Annotated in this window: 16 protein-coding genes; 2 read left to right on the forward strand and 14 right to left on the reverse strand. The window is 44.7% G+C overall.

What is annotated here, in order from left to right:
* Nucleotides 1-2: 2 nt before the first annotated feature.
* Together EPH95_RS04150 and EPH95_RS04155 are read right to left on the reverse strand one after the other, a co-directional pair.
* The gene (locus tag EPH95_RS04150) at nt 3-593 is read right to left on the reverse strand and encodes a PIN domain-containing protein (protein ID WP_142087613.1); all 591 of its coding nucleotides are present in this window, start codon (nt 591-593) and stop codon (nt 3-5) included.
* Nucleotides 577-1,185, reverse strand: coding sequence for a helix-turn-helix domain-containing protein (locus EPH95_RS04155; RefSeq protein WP_142087615.1), 609 nt, complete (start codon nt 1,183-1,185; stop codon nt 577-579). The genes EPH95_RS04150 and EPH95_RS04155 overlap by 17 nt, the downstream gene beginning before the upstream one ends.
* A 150-nt stretch (nt 1,186-1,335) precedes the next feature.
* Between EPH95_RS04155 and EPH95_RS04160 the strand changes: the two genes are divergently transcribed.
* Together EPH95_RS04160 and EPH95_RS19410 are read left to right on the forward strand one after the other, a co-directional pair.
* The gene (locus tag EPH95_RS04160) at nt 1,336-1,944 is read left to right on the forward strand and encodes a class I SAM-dependent methyltransferase (RefSeq protein ID WP_142087617.1); all 609 of its coding nucleotides are present in this window, start codon (nt 1,336-1,338) and stop codon (nt 1,942-1,944) included.
* Between the two features lie 63 nt (nt 1,945-2,007).
* Complete coding sequence (locus EPH95_RS19410) at nt 2,008-2,139, forward strand: hypothetical protein (RefSeq protein ID WP_264371986.1); 132 nt, start codon at nt 2,008-2,010, stop codon at nt 2,137-2,139.
* Nucleotides 2,140-2,207: 68 nt separating this feature from the next.
* Here EPH95_RS19410 and EPH95_RS04165 read toward each other — a convergent pair whose 3' ends face one another.
* The 12 genes from EPH95_RS04165 to EPH95_RS04215 all read right to left on the reverse strand — a co-directional run bounded on the left by EPH95_RS04165 (nt 2,208) and on the right by EPH95_RS04215 (nt 16,060).
* A complete protein-coding gene (locus tag EPH95_RS04165) occupies nt 2,208-3,137 on the reverse strand; it encodes a DsbA family protein (protein ID WP_142087619.1) in 930 nt (309 codons plus the stop codon).
* 1 nt (nt 3,138) lies between these two features.
* A complete protein-coding gene (locus EPH95_RS04170; RefSeq protein WP_142087621.1) occupies nt 3,139-3,462 on the reverse strand; it encodes a winged helix-turn-helix transcriptional regulator in 324 nt (107 codons plus the stop codon).
* A gap of 740 nt (nt 3,463-4,202) precedes the next feature.
* Nucleotides 4,203-5,177 (reverse strand): NAD(P)H-dependent flavin oxidoreductase, encoded by a 975-nt coding sequence (locus EPH95_RS04175; protein ID WP_142087623.1) that lies wholly within the window; start codon nt 5,175-5,177, stop codon nt 4,203-4,205.
* Between the two features lie 73 nt (nt 5,178-5,250).
* Nucleotides 5,251-6,243, reverse strand: a complete 993-nt coding sequence (locus tag EPH95_RS04180) for a phosphotriesterase family protein (protein WP_142087625.1) — start codon at nt 6,241-6,243, stop codon at nt 5,251-5,253.
* Nucleotides 6,244-6,546: 303 nt separating this feature from the next.
* A complete protein-coding gene (locus EPH95_RS04185) occupies nt 6,547-8,196 on the reverse strand; it encodes a long-chain fatty acid--CoA ligase (RefSeq protein ID WP_142087626.1) in 1,650 nt (549 codons plus the stop codon).
* A 22-nt stretch (nt 8,197-8,218) separates the two neighbouring features.
* Nucleotides 8,219-9,400, reverse strand: coding sequence for a dihydrolipoamide acetyltransferase family protein (locus tag EPH95_RS04190; RefSeq protein ID WP_142087628.1), 1,182 nt, complete (start codon nt 9,398-9,400; stop codon nt 8,219-8,221).
* A 13-nt stretch (nt 9,401-9,413) separates the two neighbouring features.
* Nucleotides 9,414-10,400, reverse strand: coding sequence for an alpha-ketoacid dehydrogenase subunit beta (locus EPH95_RS04195; protein WP_142087630.1), 987 nt, complete (start codon nt 10,398-10,400; stop codon nt 9,414-9,416).
* Nucleotides 10,397-11,461 (reverse strand): pyruvate dehydrogenase (acetyl-transferring) E1 component subunit alpha, encoded by a 1,065-nt coding sequence (gene pdhA, locus EPH95_RS04200; protein ID WP_142087632.1) that lies wholly within the window; start codon nt 11,459-11,461, stop codon nt 10,397-10,399. The genes EPH95_RS04195 and pdhA overlap by 4 nt, the downstream gene beginning before the upstream one ends.
* Nucleotides 11,462-11,473: 12 nt before the next feature.
* Nucleotides 11,474-12,847, reverse strand: a complete 1,374-nt coding sequence (locus EPH95_RS04205; protein WP_193557006.1) for a hypothetical protein — start codon at nt 12,845-12,847, stop codon at nt 11,474-11,476.
* Nucleotides 12,848-12,945: 98 nt separating this feature from the next.
* Nucleotides 12,946-13,827 carry an MFS transporter gene (locus EPH95_RS19415; protein WP_160141607.1) on the reverse strand — a complete coding sequence of 294 codons (882 nt, stop codon included), beginning with the start codon at nt 13,825-13,827 and terminating at the stop codon, nt 12,946-12,948.
* Complete coding sequence (locus EPH95_RS19420) at nt 13,782-14,339, reverse strand: MFS transporter (protein ID WP_160141608.1); 558 nt, start codon at nt 14,337-14,339, stop codon at nt 13,782-13,784. Before EPH95_RS19420 ends, EPH95_RS19415 begins: the two co-directional genes overlap by 46 nt.
* An 80-nt stretch (nt 14,340-14,419) precedes the next feature.
* A complete protein-coding gene (locus tag EPH95_RS04215) occupies nt 14,420-16,060 on the reverse strand; it encodes a long-chain-fatty-acid--CoA ligase (protein WP_227004043.1) in 1,641 nt (546 codons plus the stop codon).
* Nucleotides 16,061-16,090: the final 30 nt, after the last annotated feature.

Here is a 16,090-nt window from a genome sequence, read left to right on the forward strand (position 1 = left end):
GGTTAGCAATTCTCTAAGTATGAATAAAACTCCCGCGGATGAATACTTTCAATTTTTCCAATATTAGATGGAAATCGACGGTGATTGGTCGTTAGTATGTAATTGCAGGATTCTTGAATAGCTGTGATCCAAACGTGAAAATCCTCTTGGTCAAAGCGATGAAGTGGTTCGGACATTTCCTGCGTAGAAGCTATTTGTCGGGCTGTTTCATGGTTACAACCACTAAGCTCCACTAAAACTTCTCCGATGGGGCGATGCTCTCTCATAATAGTTTCCACACTATATCGGCCGATCAAACTATTGGCTGGTAGTTCCATGTAAAAATCAAAAATGGGCTTCAAGAAGTTCATGATGAACGCTTCAATCTCCTGTTGCTCATACTTAACGATTTTGTTTCCTTTTCCAAGCCCTTGAATGGCATTTCGAACAAATTCAAAAATACATATTCTTGATAAAACCGGTTGAAATAAATGGGGAAAGCGAGCTGCTTTTAAAATTTTTCGATTCACGCCATCCACCCGCAGTGCTCCACACAGTACTGTCGTATCAATGAATACCTTTGGCTGAATGGGGGCATCATAGATCAAATTCATCTACATCCCCCGCTTCCCGATTTTTATGATCGATTTGGCTCATTAAGGCTTCTGCTGTGTTATCTTGTACCGGTGTGGTGATAAAGGAGTCTTGCGGGATTCGCCAATGGCCACCTTGGGTTTTATAAGCCCGAGGAAATTTTTTGTTTTCACACATTCGTCGAATGGTTTGATCGCTTAAGCCTAATTTTTTAGCCGCTTCATTAGGAGTATAATAATCTACATCAGCTTGTGAAACTGTGTTACGTGAGGCTAATAGTGAAGCCAGCAACTTCTTTTGAATCCTGGAAGGATCTTCTGCCATTTGACTCAATTGCTGAATATATTCAACCAAATGCTCATAGGCTACCTCAGTTTTTCCGTCAGCATAGGCATCCCTCATCTTTTTTTCTATTTCACGAAGTTGAAAAAGACGTTCCTCGCTCGGTATAGACAATGGGAATTTGACAAAAACGGGTAAACGCATACCCATTTGTTGTAGTGACTTTTCAATCGTCGCTTTAAAAACCGCTTGCGCCTTTTGTGCATCTATTTGCGAAAGAATTCGCACACTTTCCCACAAATGATCTTGTTCCTGGTTCATCATTTGCATCTTTATTCACCACCTTATGTTTAACATTAGCATACAATCTCAACAAACTCAACATTTTAGCCAAACATCTGACCTTTTTTCAGCTGTGCTGCTCGCATCCTTTTTTGCTATAATCACTACAAACGCTATTCCCAAAGGGGCCTCATCGCCATGAGACAACAGCATTTAATTCGCAAATTCGATCGGCAGGCGAAAATCTACGAGAAAAAACGCCGTAGAAAATCGGAAAGCAAATGGCGCGAACAGCTATTTTCACTTGCGCGTGGACACACACTTGAACTCTCGGTCGGCGCCGGTGCCAATTTCCCGTTTTACCCGGAAAATATTGATGTGACCGCTGTTGATTTCAGTCCTCGAATGTTGGAAAAAGCAAAAGAAGCGGATCACAACATACCGGCTTCTTTTATTCAAGATGATGTGGAAGCGCTTGACTTTGAACCCGATACCTTCGATACGATCGTCTCGTCCATGTCCTTTTGCGGGTATGAAAACCCCGCCCATGTGCTGTCCTTATGCCATCAATGGATCAAGCCAGGAGGACATCTGCTTCTGATGGAACACGGATTGAGCACGTCAACCCCGCTTGCCCAAATACAAAAAAGCCTGGATCCATTATCCGTCAAAGTTGTCGGGTGCCATCAAAACCGATCCATCCAACAACTCGTAGAGGAATCCCCGTTTACGATCGAACGCTATGAGCGAAAATGGTTCGGTATCTTTCATTTGGTATGGGCGAGAAAGGAATCATCCTTAACATAAGCGTTCATCTGACAGATTATCGACCATCCAATATGGTATAATCTAAGCAAGGTGGTGGTTCTTATGCAAAACAATGAACCCAAACGAAAATACGGCTGGGTCGACAAGTGGGCAAAGATGACTGGTGAACGGGCAAGAATTGATGCCAAAGTAATAACACATATATTGTGTATGAAAAAGACGGAAAACTTGTAAAGGAATTTCCAAACGGTGAAATTCTTCCCTTGCATGAAAAATAAAAAGAGAGGACCTACTCCCCCTCTTCACCAATTATTTGCTTCAAAATATGCTTCGCCTAAAAGTTCCTCCGCCTGATAATCATTCGACGAAAGTTCCTTCCCGACAAATTCCTCAACATCCGCTTGCTCAACGTCATACATCACTTCGATTTCTTTGGAAAATAGACGTTTTTCTTTTTCGAGCAACTGCGTTAATGCCGGTTGTTCTTTTGCTTGAAGGTCGTCCTCATTCAACACTTGCTTTAACCCCGACACATATTGCTCCAATCCGCGGCCGCCGACAATTTTTACCCCTTGATTTTCTTCGTTAACCATAATAATCGTCGGAAATCCTCTGGCGCCCAAATCGTGCGCCAGACTAAAATCTTCTTTTAATAGCTGTTGGCTGCTGGATTGCTCCGCTTCTTCTACTATTTTTTCCCCATCCAGTCCAAGTTTATTGACGATGCCAACGAGAACCGCCTGCTGGGCAATATTTTCATTAAAAGCAAAAACTGCTTCTCTTGCTCGTCGCAAGAATGTCTCGGCCAACGCTTCATCTTGTTGCTGAATCACTTTAAACACGCGGGATGGAGGATAAGAGGAATGGACAGGGTTGCCATACCAAAGGGTGCCGTCAATGGGCATCCGTGTCTGCTCGCCAACCTCCCGCCAATGCCCGGCCACATCACTCGGACCTGAAATTCCGTTTGCCGGATCAACGGGGCCATCCCCCCATTTTTCCAATAACCCGCCCATCACGGTGCGAAAGTTAAAATACTCGCCATACTGCTCGACAAATCGCCGTAGCACCGGTTCCAACGCCCAACAATGGGAACATACAGGGTCCGTCACGTAATACAGGTCAATCGTTTTCTTCGGTTTATTAAAATCAATCATCGTCATTTCTCCCTCATCGGACACGCCACAAACACCGGCTTCCGGATCACACATGAAAGGATTACTTTCCGCCATTTTATTTTCCCTCGCTATTCATATAATATTGTGCCCATGCTTGCAGGGGCTTCAGGCTCTCAGCCAGTGACACCCCTTTTTCCGTCAGTTCATAAGAAATGGTCACGGGTGAATCGTTTTCCACTAATTTTTTTACCAATCCGTCCTCGATCAGCTCCGAAAGTTTTAGTGAAAGCGCTCTGGATGTAATGCCCGCCAAATCACTTTTTATCTCGGAAAAATGCGCGTTCACATCCTCACACAAGGACAAGTAATGCACGATTTGCCCATTCCATTTTTTTCCTATAATTTGAAAAGAAGCCTCGATATATGGACAAACTTTCATTTTCAACACCTCTTTATAAGGAGTATATCATGTATAAAAAATATATCAAGTATAATTTTTATATGTTAAAATAAAACAGAGAGGTGACTTTATCATGTTGCAAAAACTTTCCGCAGCCCATCACACACAACCATTTAAAGGGCCATTCTCCATTACTCGCATTCATCCCGCTGATTTATTGGACACCGGACCATTAAGTAACGTCGATCACGCGACCCGCTTCCGTTGACGACCTAACAGCTGTCGCGATCCTGAGTTAGGGCTTCAAACGCTCCGGTTGACTACCTAACGACTGCCGCGATCCTGTGTTAGGGCTTCATCTGCTCCCGTTGGCTACCTAACGGCTTCCGCGTTCCTGGGTTAGGGCTTCAAACGCTCCCGTTGACGACCTAACAGCTGTCGCGATCCTGAGTTAGGGCTTCATCCGCTCGGTTGACTACCTAACGGCTTCCGCACTCTTGCGTTAGGGCTCCAACCGCTTCCGTTGGCTACCTAACGACTGCCGCGTTCCTGAGTTAAGGCTTCAACCGCTTCCGTTGATGACCTAACGGCTTCCGCGATCCTGAGTTAGGGCTTCAACCGCTCCCGTTGGCTACCTAACGGCTTTCGCGCTCTTGAGTTAGGGCTTCAATCCCCTCAGTTGAAGCCCTAACCCACTGCCGCTCTCTTCCATTGTGGCACAACTTCTCTCCTCCCCAATAAAAATAACGAGCAGCCACAGCTGCTCGCACCTTTTTTCATCATTTCACTGATTCCGTTGCGAATAACCTCTCTCTTGCCGTAGCGTATTCCCGGGCAATTCGATCGACGAATGTTGCCGCGGGGGTGACTTCATTAATCACCCCGATGCCTTCCCCGCTCCCCCATATATCCTTCCATGTTTTCTTGTCCGAATCTCCTCCGGAGAAACTCATCTGAGATGGATCGCTTTCCGGGAGCGCGTCTGGATCTAAACCGGCGTCTCGAATGGACGGGGCAAGATAGTTTCCATGTACGCCCGTGAAAAGATTACTGTAAACAATGTCGTCGGATGTGCTTTCCGTAATCATTTGCTTATATTCTTCAGCGGCACGTGCTTCATGGGTCGCGATGAAAGGAGATCCGATATAAGCAAGATCGGCGCCCATTGCTTGCGCAGCCAGTACGCTGTCGCCGCTCGCGATCGATCCGGACAAAACAAGCGGTCCATCAAACCATTCCCGGATTTCCTGAACCAATGCGAACGGACTCTTTGCACCGGCATGGCCTCCCGCTCCGGCAGCAACCGCGATCAAGCCGTCTGCCCCTTTGTCGATAGCCTTGCGGGCAAACCGGTTGTTAATCACATCATGCAATACAATGCCACCGTAGCTGTGTGCCGCGTCATTCACTTCTTCACGTGCCCCAAGCGATGTAATCGTGATCGGAACTTTATATTTTTTACAGAGCTCCATGTCGTGTTCCAACCGCTCATTGGATCGGTGGACGATTTGGTTAATGGCAAACGGCGCGGCCGGCCGATCGGGATGGCGAGCGTTATGCGCCTCGAGCTCCTCTGTAATTTCCGCCAACCATTCATCAAGCTGTGAAGCAGGCCTGGCATTCAGCGCAGGCATCGCTCCAACGATCCCCGCCTTGCATTGTTCGATCACTAACTTTGGATTACTTACAATGAACAGCGGTGATCCAATGACAGGAACGCGTAATCCTTTTAATATTGATGGAATGTTTGACATAGGTTTCTTCCCTCCATTTTTTATCTACTGATGATCATCATAAACCAAAATTTTAAAAAAAGTAACATAAAAGTTATTTTTCATAGTCGCCGAATAACGTCCGCGCATTATCGGTGAACAGCTTTTCAATTTGTTTTTCTTTTATTCCGCGGTTCATAAGTTCGGGCACGACAGTGTCGAAAAGATAAGTCGGCCGCCAATTTTCGATCAATTGCATGAAGTGATCCGGCATGACCGGCGGTCGGCCAAGCCAAAGGTTGACCTTGTCATGGGAGAGCAAAATAAAATCTTCGTAGCCCTCATCCAAAAGCGTGAGTAAAACTTCGATTCTTTCTTGATCGTAAGGGGCACCTACCATCCCCTGCAAGCCGAAGCGATCGAGGCCGATTTTAATTCCTTGGTCCATCACTTGGCGGTGAACACGAGGGTCGGTGTTTCCGCACATGTGGCCGATAATGATTCGATTCGGATCCGCTCCTTCTTGTAAAAGCAGTTCAGCTTGTTCCGGACCCATGGTCCCTTCCTGGGTGTGGGTCAATAATACGATGCCGGTTTCTTGTTGAATTTTTGCTGCTGCTCTGAAAAACATTCCTTCGTACGGGGTTATATCATCACGGCTGGACGCGAGTTTGATCACGCCCGGTTTTATGCCTGAGCCTTCAATCCCCTCGATGATCTCGTGCTTAAACATTTCATAGATGTCATCTTCCGCTGTTCCCAAGGATTGCCGAAATTTAAAATATGGCGTTGCCCCTTCGCCTTCGTAATAATAGCCGGTTGCACAAATAATTTGCAGTCCGGTCGCTTCTGAAACCTTCCGTAAGAAACGAGGGTCGCGTCCGCATTCATTAGGGGTGGGATCTACCACGGTTTCCACGCCATGAGCCATCATTTCATTGGCAATCTCAATCGCGGATGCAAGATATTCCTTCTCGTTAAAGGGGGCGAGTGTCTGATCGCCCTGGAAGCCGGGGTAACCGAAAATGAAGTGTTCATGGACGAGCGTCTTGCCAATGGCATCTACGTTAATAGGGCCGTTTACGGTTTCTACCATTTTTTCACTCATGATTTGCTCCTTTCCGCTTCTTCTTGTTTAAGCTGGCGCCTCACGGATGCTTAGAAGTGTCTCGCGAGGGACGATAATTCCTTTCTTGTACCTCTAACAAAAGAAATGCTGATCCCAGAGGGATTACTTGCTCGATCTAATCCCTCTGGAGGAATGAAATCTGCCTTGTGAGGGATTACTTATACGTTTTAATACCTCTGACGGAAAGCTAACTGCCCCCAGAGGGATTACTTACTCGGTCTAATCCCTCTGACGGAAGGAAAACGACTCCCAGAGGGACAACAATTCCTTTCCCGAACGAAATCATGATCTGCTCCTTTCCCCTTCTTCCTCTTGAAGCTGGCGCCAAAGAATTTTCCCACTGGCCGTGGTTGGAAGCGATCTGCGAAATTCCACCAATCTCGGGTATTTGTAAGCGGCCATTTGTTCTTTTGCCCAAGCGATGATTTCCTCTTCCGTGACTTTCCCTTCAGACTCCGGATGAAGGATCACAAATGCTTTGACGTTCTCGCCTCTCGCCGGATCCGGAATACCAATCACACACGCCTGCTGAATATCCGGATGTTTGTAAAGGTGGGACTCCACTTCGGACGGCCAAACGTTATAACCGGAGGCGTTAATCATCCGCTTGATCCGGTCCACCATAAAAAAGTACCCATCTTCGTCCATTAGCCCCATATCTCCCGTTCGGAAAAATTGCTTGCCGTCAAGTTCCATAAAAGCCTCAGCTGTTTCTTCCGGCCGGTTATAATATTCTTGAAACACTTGCGGTCCGTTTACAACGATTTCCCCTACTTCCCCAGTCGCAAGCTCTTGCAAAGTGACAGGGTCAATCACTCGAGAATCGACGTCAAAAGAAGGAATGCCTAAACATTGCAATTTTGGCGCATGCGGCGGGTTAAAATGCGTCTGGGAAATGGTTTCGGTCAATCCGTAGCCCTCAAAATATTGCAAGCCCAGCCATTCGTGCAATCGCTCCCCAACCGCTTCAGGAAGGGCCGCTCCGCCGCCCGAAATCGATTTCAGAGAAGCTATGTCATAATCGTGAATGTGTGGATTCGCAAGAAAATCAACGACCATTGTGCTGATATTCACCCAATTTGTGATTTGGTGACGTTCAATCATTGCCGCCGCGTGTTCCCGGTTCCATCTCGTCAAAATAACAATGGAAGCACCGATGGTTAAAGGCATTAGCAAACTATGAATCACCCCTGTCACATGGAAAAACGGCAACGCGGCCAGATGAGCCATACTGTTTGCGCCATTTATCCAATGAGCTGCCCCAAACGTATTGGCCTGATAAGAGTAGTGGGTATGAACACAGCCTTTCGGCACACCGGTCGTACCTGACGTATAAGGCAAAAACGCGACATCATCGCGCTTCCCGGTATATTCACTCGGTATCTTGCTCGCGGCAAGCGCCTCACTCCATGCCACCTCTGGATGTTCTTTCGCAGGAGCGACTACCTCGTCAGGAAGATTCGAAAATGGCGGTTGGTCAGGCAAGTAATCGGAATAAGCAGCAACGATCATCGATGGAAGTAACCCTTGCACGTTTTCATAGATTTCCTGTCCGACGATCCCCGCCTTTATGCCACAATCATTGATGCAAAATTCCAACTCAGCCTTTTTGTTCATCGGATTAATCGGAACAACCACCGCCCCCACGCGCAAAATAGCATAGAGCGAAATGATATACTGCGGAGCGTTTTGCATGTAAAGCATGACACGATCGCCTTTTTTTACATTAAACGCATGTTCCAAAAAACCTGCAAGCCCTTCCACTTCTAAAAATAAATCGTTATACGTATACGAAGCACCATAATAGTGAACGGCCACTTTGTCCGGATAACGCTTCGCGCTCACCAACAAATTATCGTAGACGGTTGTCCCCGGCACTGTTAACGTCTTCGGCAAACGGTCCGGCCATGATGGATAATGTTTTGTGTTCATGGGTAGTACCTCCTCGAGATTTTCATTTTCCTTTGAATATAAATAACTCCGGTTTTTCCAAATAAGCTTCCAGAGCACTCATAAACTTTGCAGAGTGTTCTCCGTCGATAACACGATGATCGAAGGTGATCGACATCCCCATTACATCGCCAATTTGAATATTTTCATCTTTGACAACCGGTTTTCTCTTTATTGAATGAACCCCAAGAATGGCAACCTCCGGCGGATTAATAATAGGAGTTGCGAAAAAACCGCCGTTTCTTCCCGTATTGGAAATGGTGAAGGTACTGCCCGACAGTTCGTCCGATCTTAGTTTTTTAGAGCGCGCTCGTGTTGACAAATCTTCAATACTACTAGCAATCTCCTCCACACTTAGCCTATCCGCTGATTTAAGCACCGGAACGACCAAACCATCTTCCGTAGCAGTCGCAATCCCTATATGAATGTCCGCTTGATAGTGAAATAACATATTCTCTTTATCAACTCTACCGTTAAATCTCGGATTCTCCCTTAATGCAAATGCTACAGCTTTTACAATAAAAGAAAGATAGGTTAATGTGCCATTTTGCATTTCATTTTTTAGTAAACCTCTAAATTCACTTAAACGACTGACATCCACTTCATCCATCCCCGTGCATTGAGGGATTTCATTCATCGAGTGGGTCATATTTTCAAAAATCTTTTTCCTTACCCCTTTAATCGGTTCACTATAGGTAGAAGTCGAGGGAACGGAAGCTTCATTACTTTTATCTGTTAGGTCTTCTGCATGAAAACGTACATCGTCGGCGATTATCTTTCCGCCTCTCCCCGTCGGGGTGACTTCAGATATCGTAACACCGAGTTGCCTGGCCAGCTTTCTCACTGTGGGCGCGGCTTTTACTCTTCGAGGAGGAGTATTGGATGCTTCTTTTCCTTCCTCTACATTCGGTTGTTCTGTTTCACTCTCTACTTCATTCATTCCCTCGCTTTCCGTCTCTATTGAAATGAGTGTCTCACCGACTTTGATACTTTCTCCTTCCTCCCCGCCTCTTTCATGAACGACTCCGGAGTATGGGGTCGTGATTTCTACAACAGCTTTGTCAGTTTGTACTTCTGCTATATTTTCATCTTCTTTTACCGGATCTCCTTTTTTCACAAACCATGTCACTACCTCCGCCTCGTGTAATCCTTCCCCAATATCCGGTAGCTTGAATTCTTTAATCATTCGATAACCCCCTTTAATCCAGCGATAATTCCCAAACATGCTTGACTTCCCGTACAATCCGATCCACGGATGGAATCCAGTCATTTTCGACCGTCGCCACCGGGTACGGGCTGTCGTAACCGGTTACACGAAGCACAGGTGCAGATATATAAAATAACGCTTTTTCATTAATAATTGCAGAAATTTCCGCCCCCACACCTGCCGATTTAACAGCTTCATGAACAACGACACAACGGCTTGTTTTCATCACCGAATCAATAATCGTCTCTTCATCGAGAGGGACGATCGTTCGAAGATCGATTAATTCTATGGAGTAACCATTCTCTTCAAGCATTTGCACGGCTTTTTTTGTCTCGGCCATCGTCGATCCCCAGCTAATAAGGGTGATATCCGATCCTTCTTTTAGAATGTTTGCTTTTCCTATCTCTATAGTGTAGCGTTCCTCTTCCACATTTTCTCGAATTGCCCGGTAAAGCTTCATTGGTTCAAGGAATAGAACTGGGTCAGGGTCCTCGATCGCGGCATTTAATAACCCCTTCGCATCACTTGGTGAAGAAGGCATAATGACTTTAATGCCTGCTGAATGCATAAATAAGGCCTCTAAGCTATCCGAATGCAACTCCGGTGTTTTCACTCCGCCACTGTAAGGCGCCCGAATGACCATAGGTGCATGAAAATTACCAGCAGAACGAAAACGAATGCGCGCAGCTTGGGCAGCAATTTGATCCATCGCTTCATAGATAAACCCCAGAAACTGGATTTCAGCTACAGGTTTAAGTCCGCGAACGGCCATCCCAACCGCTGTACCAATAATACCCGATTCCGCCAGGGGAGTATCTACCACACGCCGTTCTCCAAACGTGTCGACAAGCCCATCCGTTGCCCTGAAAACACCGCCGTTCCTGCCAACATCTTCACCTAAAATAAGTACATCCTCGTCTTTCTCCATTTCTTGCCTAAGCGTGAAATTAATGGCTTCGATCATATTCATCTCAGTCATTTGCTCTCCCCCGATCCTTTCCACTCCAGTATTTGTTCTCTCAAACGGTTCGTCGGTTTTTCGTATACATACCCAAGGGCATCACCGAGTGAAGTAGTCGTTGTCTCTGTAGCTTCATTAAAGGCTTGTTTCAACTCATCTTCTATCGAAGCATTTAAATCCTGTTCTTCCTCCTCCGACCATAACTGCAGGCCTTCAAGCCATTTGCGATAACGAGCAATCGGATCTTTTTTCCCCCATGCCTCGTCTCCTTCCTTGGAACGATACTTGGACGGATCATCCGAAGTCGTATGCGGTCCCATTCGATGAGTTAGCGCCTCAATCAGTACAGGTTTTCCGTCTTTTGCAAGCGATCTTGCTTCTTTCATTGTTTCGTAGACGCCAACCGCGTCATTTCCATCGACTTGAACCCCTGTCATCCCATAGGCCAATGCTTTTTGAGCAATTGATAGGCTTCTAGTCTGCTTATGATACGGAACGCTGATGGCCCATTGATTATTTTGTACAAAATAAACGACAGGCAACTGAAACACACTGGCAAAATTCATTGCTTCGTGAAAATCACCCTGAGATGTTGCCCCGTCTCCAATGTAAGCAACACTCACTGCATCATTGTTTTTGTACTGATCTGCCCAGGCACTGCCTGCTGCGTGCAAGGCTTGAGCGCCAATAATAATTTGGACGGGAAACACGCCTTCTTCTTTTAATATACCGCCATGCAAGTGCCCCATCGCATACTTAAAAAAAGATGAAGGCTTCGTACCCCGCACAAAGCACGCCGCTGCTTCCCTATAGCTTGGAAAAATCCAATCCTTCTCTTCAAGCGCGAACGCACTGCCAACTTGAGCCGCTTCCTGACCGGTAAGCGGTGCATAGGTGCCAATTTTTCCTTGACGCTGGAATTTAACCGCTAATTCATCAAAACGTCTCGCTTTCACCATCCACTTGTAAATGTCTAGCTTTTCTTCATCGTTTATAACGGTTTTCCCTGTCAGCACACCTTGCTCGTTAAGGTGTTGGATCGGAGTTACATCAATGCTGTTCGGCTCAATCCAATTCATTTACAGGCCCCCTTACATTTGACTTTCTTCATTTTTGTTTGTATCTTCTTTATTTCTTAAATTGAAATTCTTCCTATTGAAACCCATCATTAAGATATATAACACTACGCCTGCACCAAGCCCCCACTCTGGACCTTCAAGCGCTGTCAAAGTTCCAATGAATAAAGCTATACCACGGCCCACGTTGGTTGTCACCATATTCATAGCGATATAAGCACAGGCAAAACCAGTCAGCAATAAAGTCAACGATAGTGCTACATCCAATATAGGCAGGAGCAGAGTGATAACAGGCAAGAAAAAACTTAGTGGAATGGCGAGCAGAAAAGTATTTGTTGTACCTGTAAATATCGAATCCATAATTGCTCGGCCTTGTTTGTATCGCTCAATAACAAACACCTGTAAACCTGTCCATATTGGCCCGTGTAAAGGAACGAAAGCTCCACCGGTAAATAAATGTCCGATATTTCGTATCGTTAAAGCATAATGCGAACGTGTATAGTTAATATCAATCTTTTCATCGGGTCTATTTTTACTGGCATCCCGTATTAAACTATCGGCCACTAGCAAATCCCCAAAAACCAGAATATAAATAGCTAGAGCCAACGGAATTGCTGTCATTATCATTTCCCAACCCGGCAATCCAACTCCAAAGGGCGTTAGCGTCGCAAACATTTCTCCGAAATGCGGAACAAAAATGCCCCATTCTAAGTCGAATTGGATCTCGCCTGTAATGCTCCCCGTAATCCCCGCGACAATAAATCCTACCAGCAAAGCATTAGCCGCCAATAACGCTTTAATTTTACCGCTCGGTAGTTTCTGGAAGGGAATCGAATACATAATCAAGAGTACAGTAATCCAAGCACTGATTAATGTAAAGGGCAATTCTTGGACTCTTTCAAATTCATCCATAAAAGCGGCGATCGCTGCACCCATGATGATTCCCGCTTTCAACGTGTCCGGAACGAGACGATTAAATCGGTCGCCTAGACCCGTGACAGCAAAAAACAGAAAGATGGCTGACAAGACGATCATTAAGGCCATCATTGCATGTACCGCTTCAGTGCCGGGGGTGAACCCTCCGAGAAACACAATAATCAAAGGTAATGCAGGGGTAATCCAGCCTGGAACGTGGGGCTCCCCAAACAAAAATGTGTGCGCCCATACCCAAAAAGCTTGAATGGACAGAGTCGTCCACGCCACCTCAAAAGGAACGTCAAAAAATTCCATCATTAAAGGGGCCAAAGCGCCCCCATTGGCTACAGCAATGAGCGAACCTTGAATGACGACAGGCCAAGAAATGTCGACATGAACACCTGGAATACGTGTTGTAAATGGACCCCAATTTACTCCGGGTTGTAAGCTACCATATTGTCTTTTTTTAGCCATAAAATCACCCTCTTCCACTAAAATTTTCCTTTACCTCAAACCTATATTTTGTTTCTAACAAGATTCGACGGATATTATTGAATTCCTTTTTCCATTCATTAACTTGATAAGGTGTTGTCAGGCAAATGTTTACGGTCTGTATTCTTTGAACGTAAATAAAGCTGAAAGACAATATGGGCAATCACCATCCAACCAATATAAACGAAGAAGAGGTTTCGAAAGATCTCTTCGGCTGGCAGGTGTTGCTGAACAGTGATCAGCATTCCTGCAATTCCGGCCCCAAAAGCGCCTCCCACAAATTGGCATAATTGCACTAAACCCATCCCTGCACCAATATGCGGGACCGGTAATATTTTTGATACCTCATTATTCGAACTTGCAACCAAAATGTTCGAGCCGGCCATGGCAATGATTAATATGCCAAGCGAAGCATATGGCGTTACATTCGCAAAAAACGCAAACAGTACATACGAGATAAGTAGAAACGCCAAACCCGCCCGAATGACCATCATCGATCCTTTGCCGTCAATGATTTTCCCGGTGACGTTTGAAGCTAACGCTGCTAAAATCGGTCCCGGAAACATAATGAGCCCGATTTCCAACGGACTTTTATTAAACAAGTCAGCTAAAAGAAGCGGAATTGTAAATAATGTTGCAAAGTTCATGAATAAAGCTGTAAAAGGCATAAGAAGCAACAACAAGTAGCCGCGATTGTGGAGCAATTCGGGCTGGATGAACGGAATGTCAGCCTTATGAAGATGTTTCCATAAGAGGAACATAGCAGGAACCGAAAAAATAAGAGCAACGTAGATCCCACTCGTCACAAACAGTAATAATCCTCCCACGGATACACCGACAAGTAACGCTCCCGGCATGTCAAACTTCACTGTTTTATTTTCTTCAGATGGCAAATTCTTTCGAATGATCGGCAGAATCAACAGCACGACAAAAGGGACGAGAAACAAATAATTCCATCCCAAATGCTCAGTAAGGATCCCCCGACGAGCGGGCCTAACCCGAAGCCTAAAACCGCAGATGACGCAATGACCGTCATCGCTCTCCCCCGTCTGCTTACCGGGATAAATTTTGATGAGAGTACTATGGCTAAGCTCGGGAGTGTCCCTGCACCAATAGCTTGAAAAAGGCGGGCAAGGAGTAAAACGATAAACGTGTTGGAAAAAAACCCGATAAGGGAAGATGCCCCTAAAACGAGCAACCCGAGACTGATGAGTCTGCGGATGGGGATATAATCGGATAACCGGCTGAATGTTAACGCAGACAAAGCAAACACGATGGAATACCCGGATACAATCCATGTGGCCATCGATGAATCAATTTGAAACTCAGCAATCACCGTTGGGAGCGCAACGTTAAACATCGTCGTATTCATCGTCATCAGCAACATCCCGATGCCCCAGAAAACAAGGATGATCCGCTCATTTAGTTCGAATGGTTGGCTTAAATCTTGGTCTTCGATGGGGGCACTAGGCATAGGCGGTTCCTCCAATTTTTGACCGAAAATCTATATTTAGGTCCTAACGTTGTGGGTTCCTACACCGCAATTTCATCATACTAATTGCTCTTTAATTTTTTTAACTCTTGATTTCTAAGTTCTTTTTTTAAAAGCTTTCCAACACTGGTTTTCGGTAGCTCTTCTCGTATTTCCACCATTCTTGGAACTTTGTATGTCGCCAGATTATCCCTGCAAAATCGAGTGATCTCCTCTTCTGTCACTTTCTGACTTTCCGTTACAGATACATAGGCTTTAACGATCTCTCCCCTATATTCATCCGGAAGTCCTATAACGATCACTTCCCGGATACCTGGAATTTGATAAATGACTTCTTCTATTTCACGCGGATAAACGTTATACCCGCTTGTAATGATGATGTCTTTTTTTCGATCGACGATATAGAAATACCCTTCTTCATCCATATAACCGATATCTCCGGTATGCAGCCATCCATCTTTCAATGTTGCTTTTGTCTCTTCAGGTTTATTCCAGTAACCTTTCATGACTTGAGGGCCATAGACTAAAATTTCCCCTTCGACTCCTACAGGAGCATCTTCCATTCCATGATCTGTTTCAATCGCAATTTTTGCTTTGGTTCTTGGAATCGGCAGTCCTATACTACCTATTTTCAATCTTGAATGAGGATTACTAATGGTACCTGAAGTCGCTTCCGATAAACCATATCCGTCAGAAAGAAACGCATCTTTATCCATCAAATTTTTAAATTTTTCATATAGCTCCAATGGCATTGGTGAACTCCCACAAAAGAAACCGTTTATTTTTTCTATTCCGAACGATTCTACGTTTGGATAATTTAGCATGGCTGTATACATTGTAGGTACGCCATAAAAAATAAACGGTGGGTCTTCTTTGATAAGCTTTAAAACAGTTTCTACCTCAAAACGAGGCAAGAGAACTTGTTTATAGCCAAATTTAAAGCCAAACATTGTTACATTTGCAAAGCCGAATATATGAAATAAAGGTAAAAAGCTAATGACAACTCTGTTTAAATCTTCTTGTGAATCCAATTGTTTAAATAAATACTCATAATATTGTTCTATTTGATTGATGAAATTTTGGTGGGTTAACATAACCCCTTTGGGTTCCCCGGTCGTTCCGCCAGTATATTGGAGCACAGCTATATCTTCCATCGGATTAATTTGAACTTCCGGATGTTCAGAAACATAAGTATTGAGAAAGTCTTCGAAAAATATATCGCTTTCATCAATAACAGTTTCTTCTTTCTCTTTCACTACAATAATATTTTTAAGATAAGTCCTATCTTGAACGTTTTTCACCCGTTCATATAAAGAATCATGACAAATAATAAACTCTGCTTCGGTATCATTTAATTGGTATTCAAGCTCCCTTTCAACATACATTGGATTTGTTTGAACAATGATCCCACCAACTTTAAAAGCAGCAAAAGCCGAAAAAATATATTGTGGACAATTAGGAAGCATGATTGATAAGCGATCGCCTTTTTTGAATCCTCGTTGAAAAAGACAACCAGCTAATCTATCTGCTATTTGCTGAACTTCTCTATATGACCATTGGTCTCCATGATATTCAAGCGATATATCGGAATCAAATCGATTAACGGCGGCATCTAATAATGCACTCAATGACCTTTCTTCAATTTGTACTTCGGCATTAACATCCGCTGGGTAATGATTTAACCATCTGGTGTCTTTCATCATAAACCTCCTGCAATATTAGATATACTTTCG

Origin of the sequence: Salicibibacter halophilus (assembly GCF_006740705.1) — a bacterium.
Lineage (GTDB): Bacteria > Bacillota > Bacilli > Bacillales > Marinococcaceae > Salicibibacter > Salicibibacter halophilus.

Bases quoted from the DNA above. Each gene is read 5' to 3' on its own strand.
- EPH95_RS04150 (WP_142087613.1), bottom strand. From the start codon at position 593: ATGAATTTGATCTATGATGCCCCCATTCAGCCAAAGGTATTCATTGAT.
- EPH95_RS04155 (WP_142087615.1), bottom strand. From the start codon at position 1,185: ATGCAAATGATGAACCAGGAACAAGATCATTTGTGGGAAAGTGTGCGA.
- EPH95_RS04160 (WP_142087617.1), top strand. From the start codon at position 1,336: ATGAGACAACAGCATTTAATTCGCAAATTCGATCGGCAGGCGAAAATC.
- EPH95_RS19410 (WP_264371986.1), top strand. From the start codon at position 2,008: ATGCAAAACAATGAACCCAAACGAAAATACGGCTGGGTCGACAAGTGG.
- EPH95_RS04165 (WP_142087619.1), bottom strand. From the start codon at position 3,137: ATGGCGGAAAGTAATCCTTTCATGTGTGATCCGGAAGCCGGTGTTTGT.
- EPH95_RS04170 (WP_142087621.1), bottom strand. From the start codon at position 3,462: ATGAAAGTTTGTCCATATATCGAGGCTTCTTTTCAAATTATAGGAAAA.
- EPH95_RS04175 (WP_142087623.1), bottom strand. From the start codon at position 5,177: ATGTCAAACATTCCATCAATATTAAAAGGATTACGCGTTCCTGTCATT.
- EPH95_RS04180 (WP_142087625.1), bottom strand. From the start codon at position 6,243: ATGAGTGAAAAAATGGTAGAAACCGTAAACGGCCCTATTAACGTAGAT.
- EPH95_RS04185 (WP_142087626.1), bottom strand. From the start codon at position 8,196: ATGAACACAAAACATTATCCATCATGGCCGGACCGTTTGCCGAAGACG.
- EPH95_RS04190 (WP_142087628.1), bottom strand. From the start codon at position 9,400: ATGATTAAAGAATTCAAGCTACCGGATATTGGGGAAGGATTACACGAG.
- EPH95_RS04195 (WP_142087630.1), bottom strand. From the start codon at position 10,400: ATGACTGAGATGAATATGATCGAAGCCATTAATTTCACGCTTAGGCAA.
- pdhA (WP_142087632.1), bottom strand. From the start codon at position 11,461: ATGAATTGGATTGAGCCGAACAGCATTGATGTAACTCCGATCCAACAC.
- EPH95_RS04205 (WP_193557006.1), bottom strand. From the start codon at position 12,847: ATGGCTAAAAAAAGACAATATGGTAGCTTACAACCCGGAGTAAATTGG.
- EPH95_RS19420 (WP_160141608.1), bottom strand. From the start codon at position 14,339: ATGCCTAGTGCCCCCATCGAAGACCAAGATTTAAGCCAACCATTCGAA.
- EPH95_RS04215 (WP_227004043.1), bottom strand. From the start codon at position 16,060: ATGATGAAAGACACCAGATGGTTAAATCATTACCCAGCGGATGTTAAT.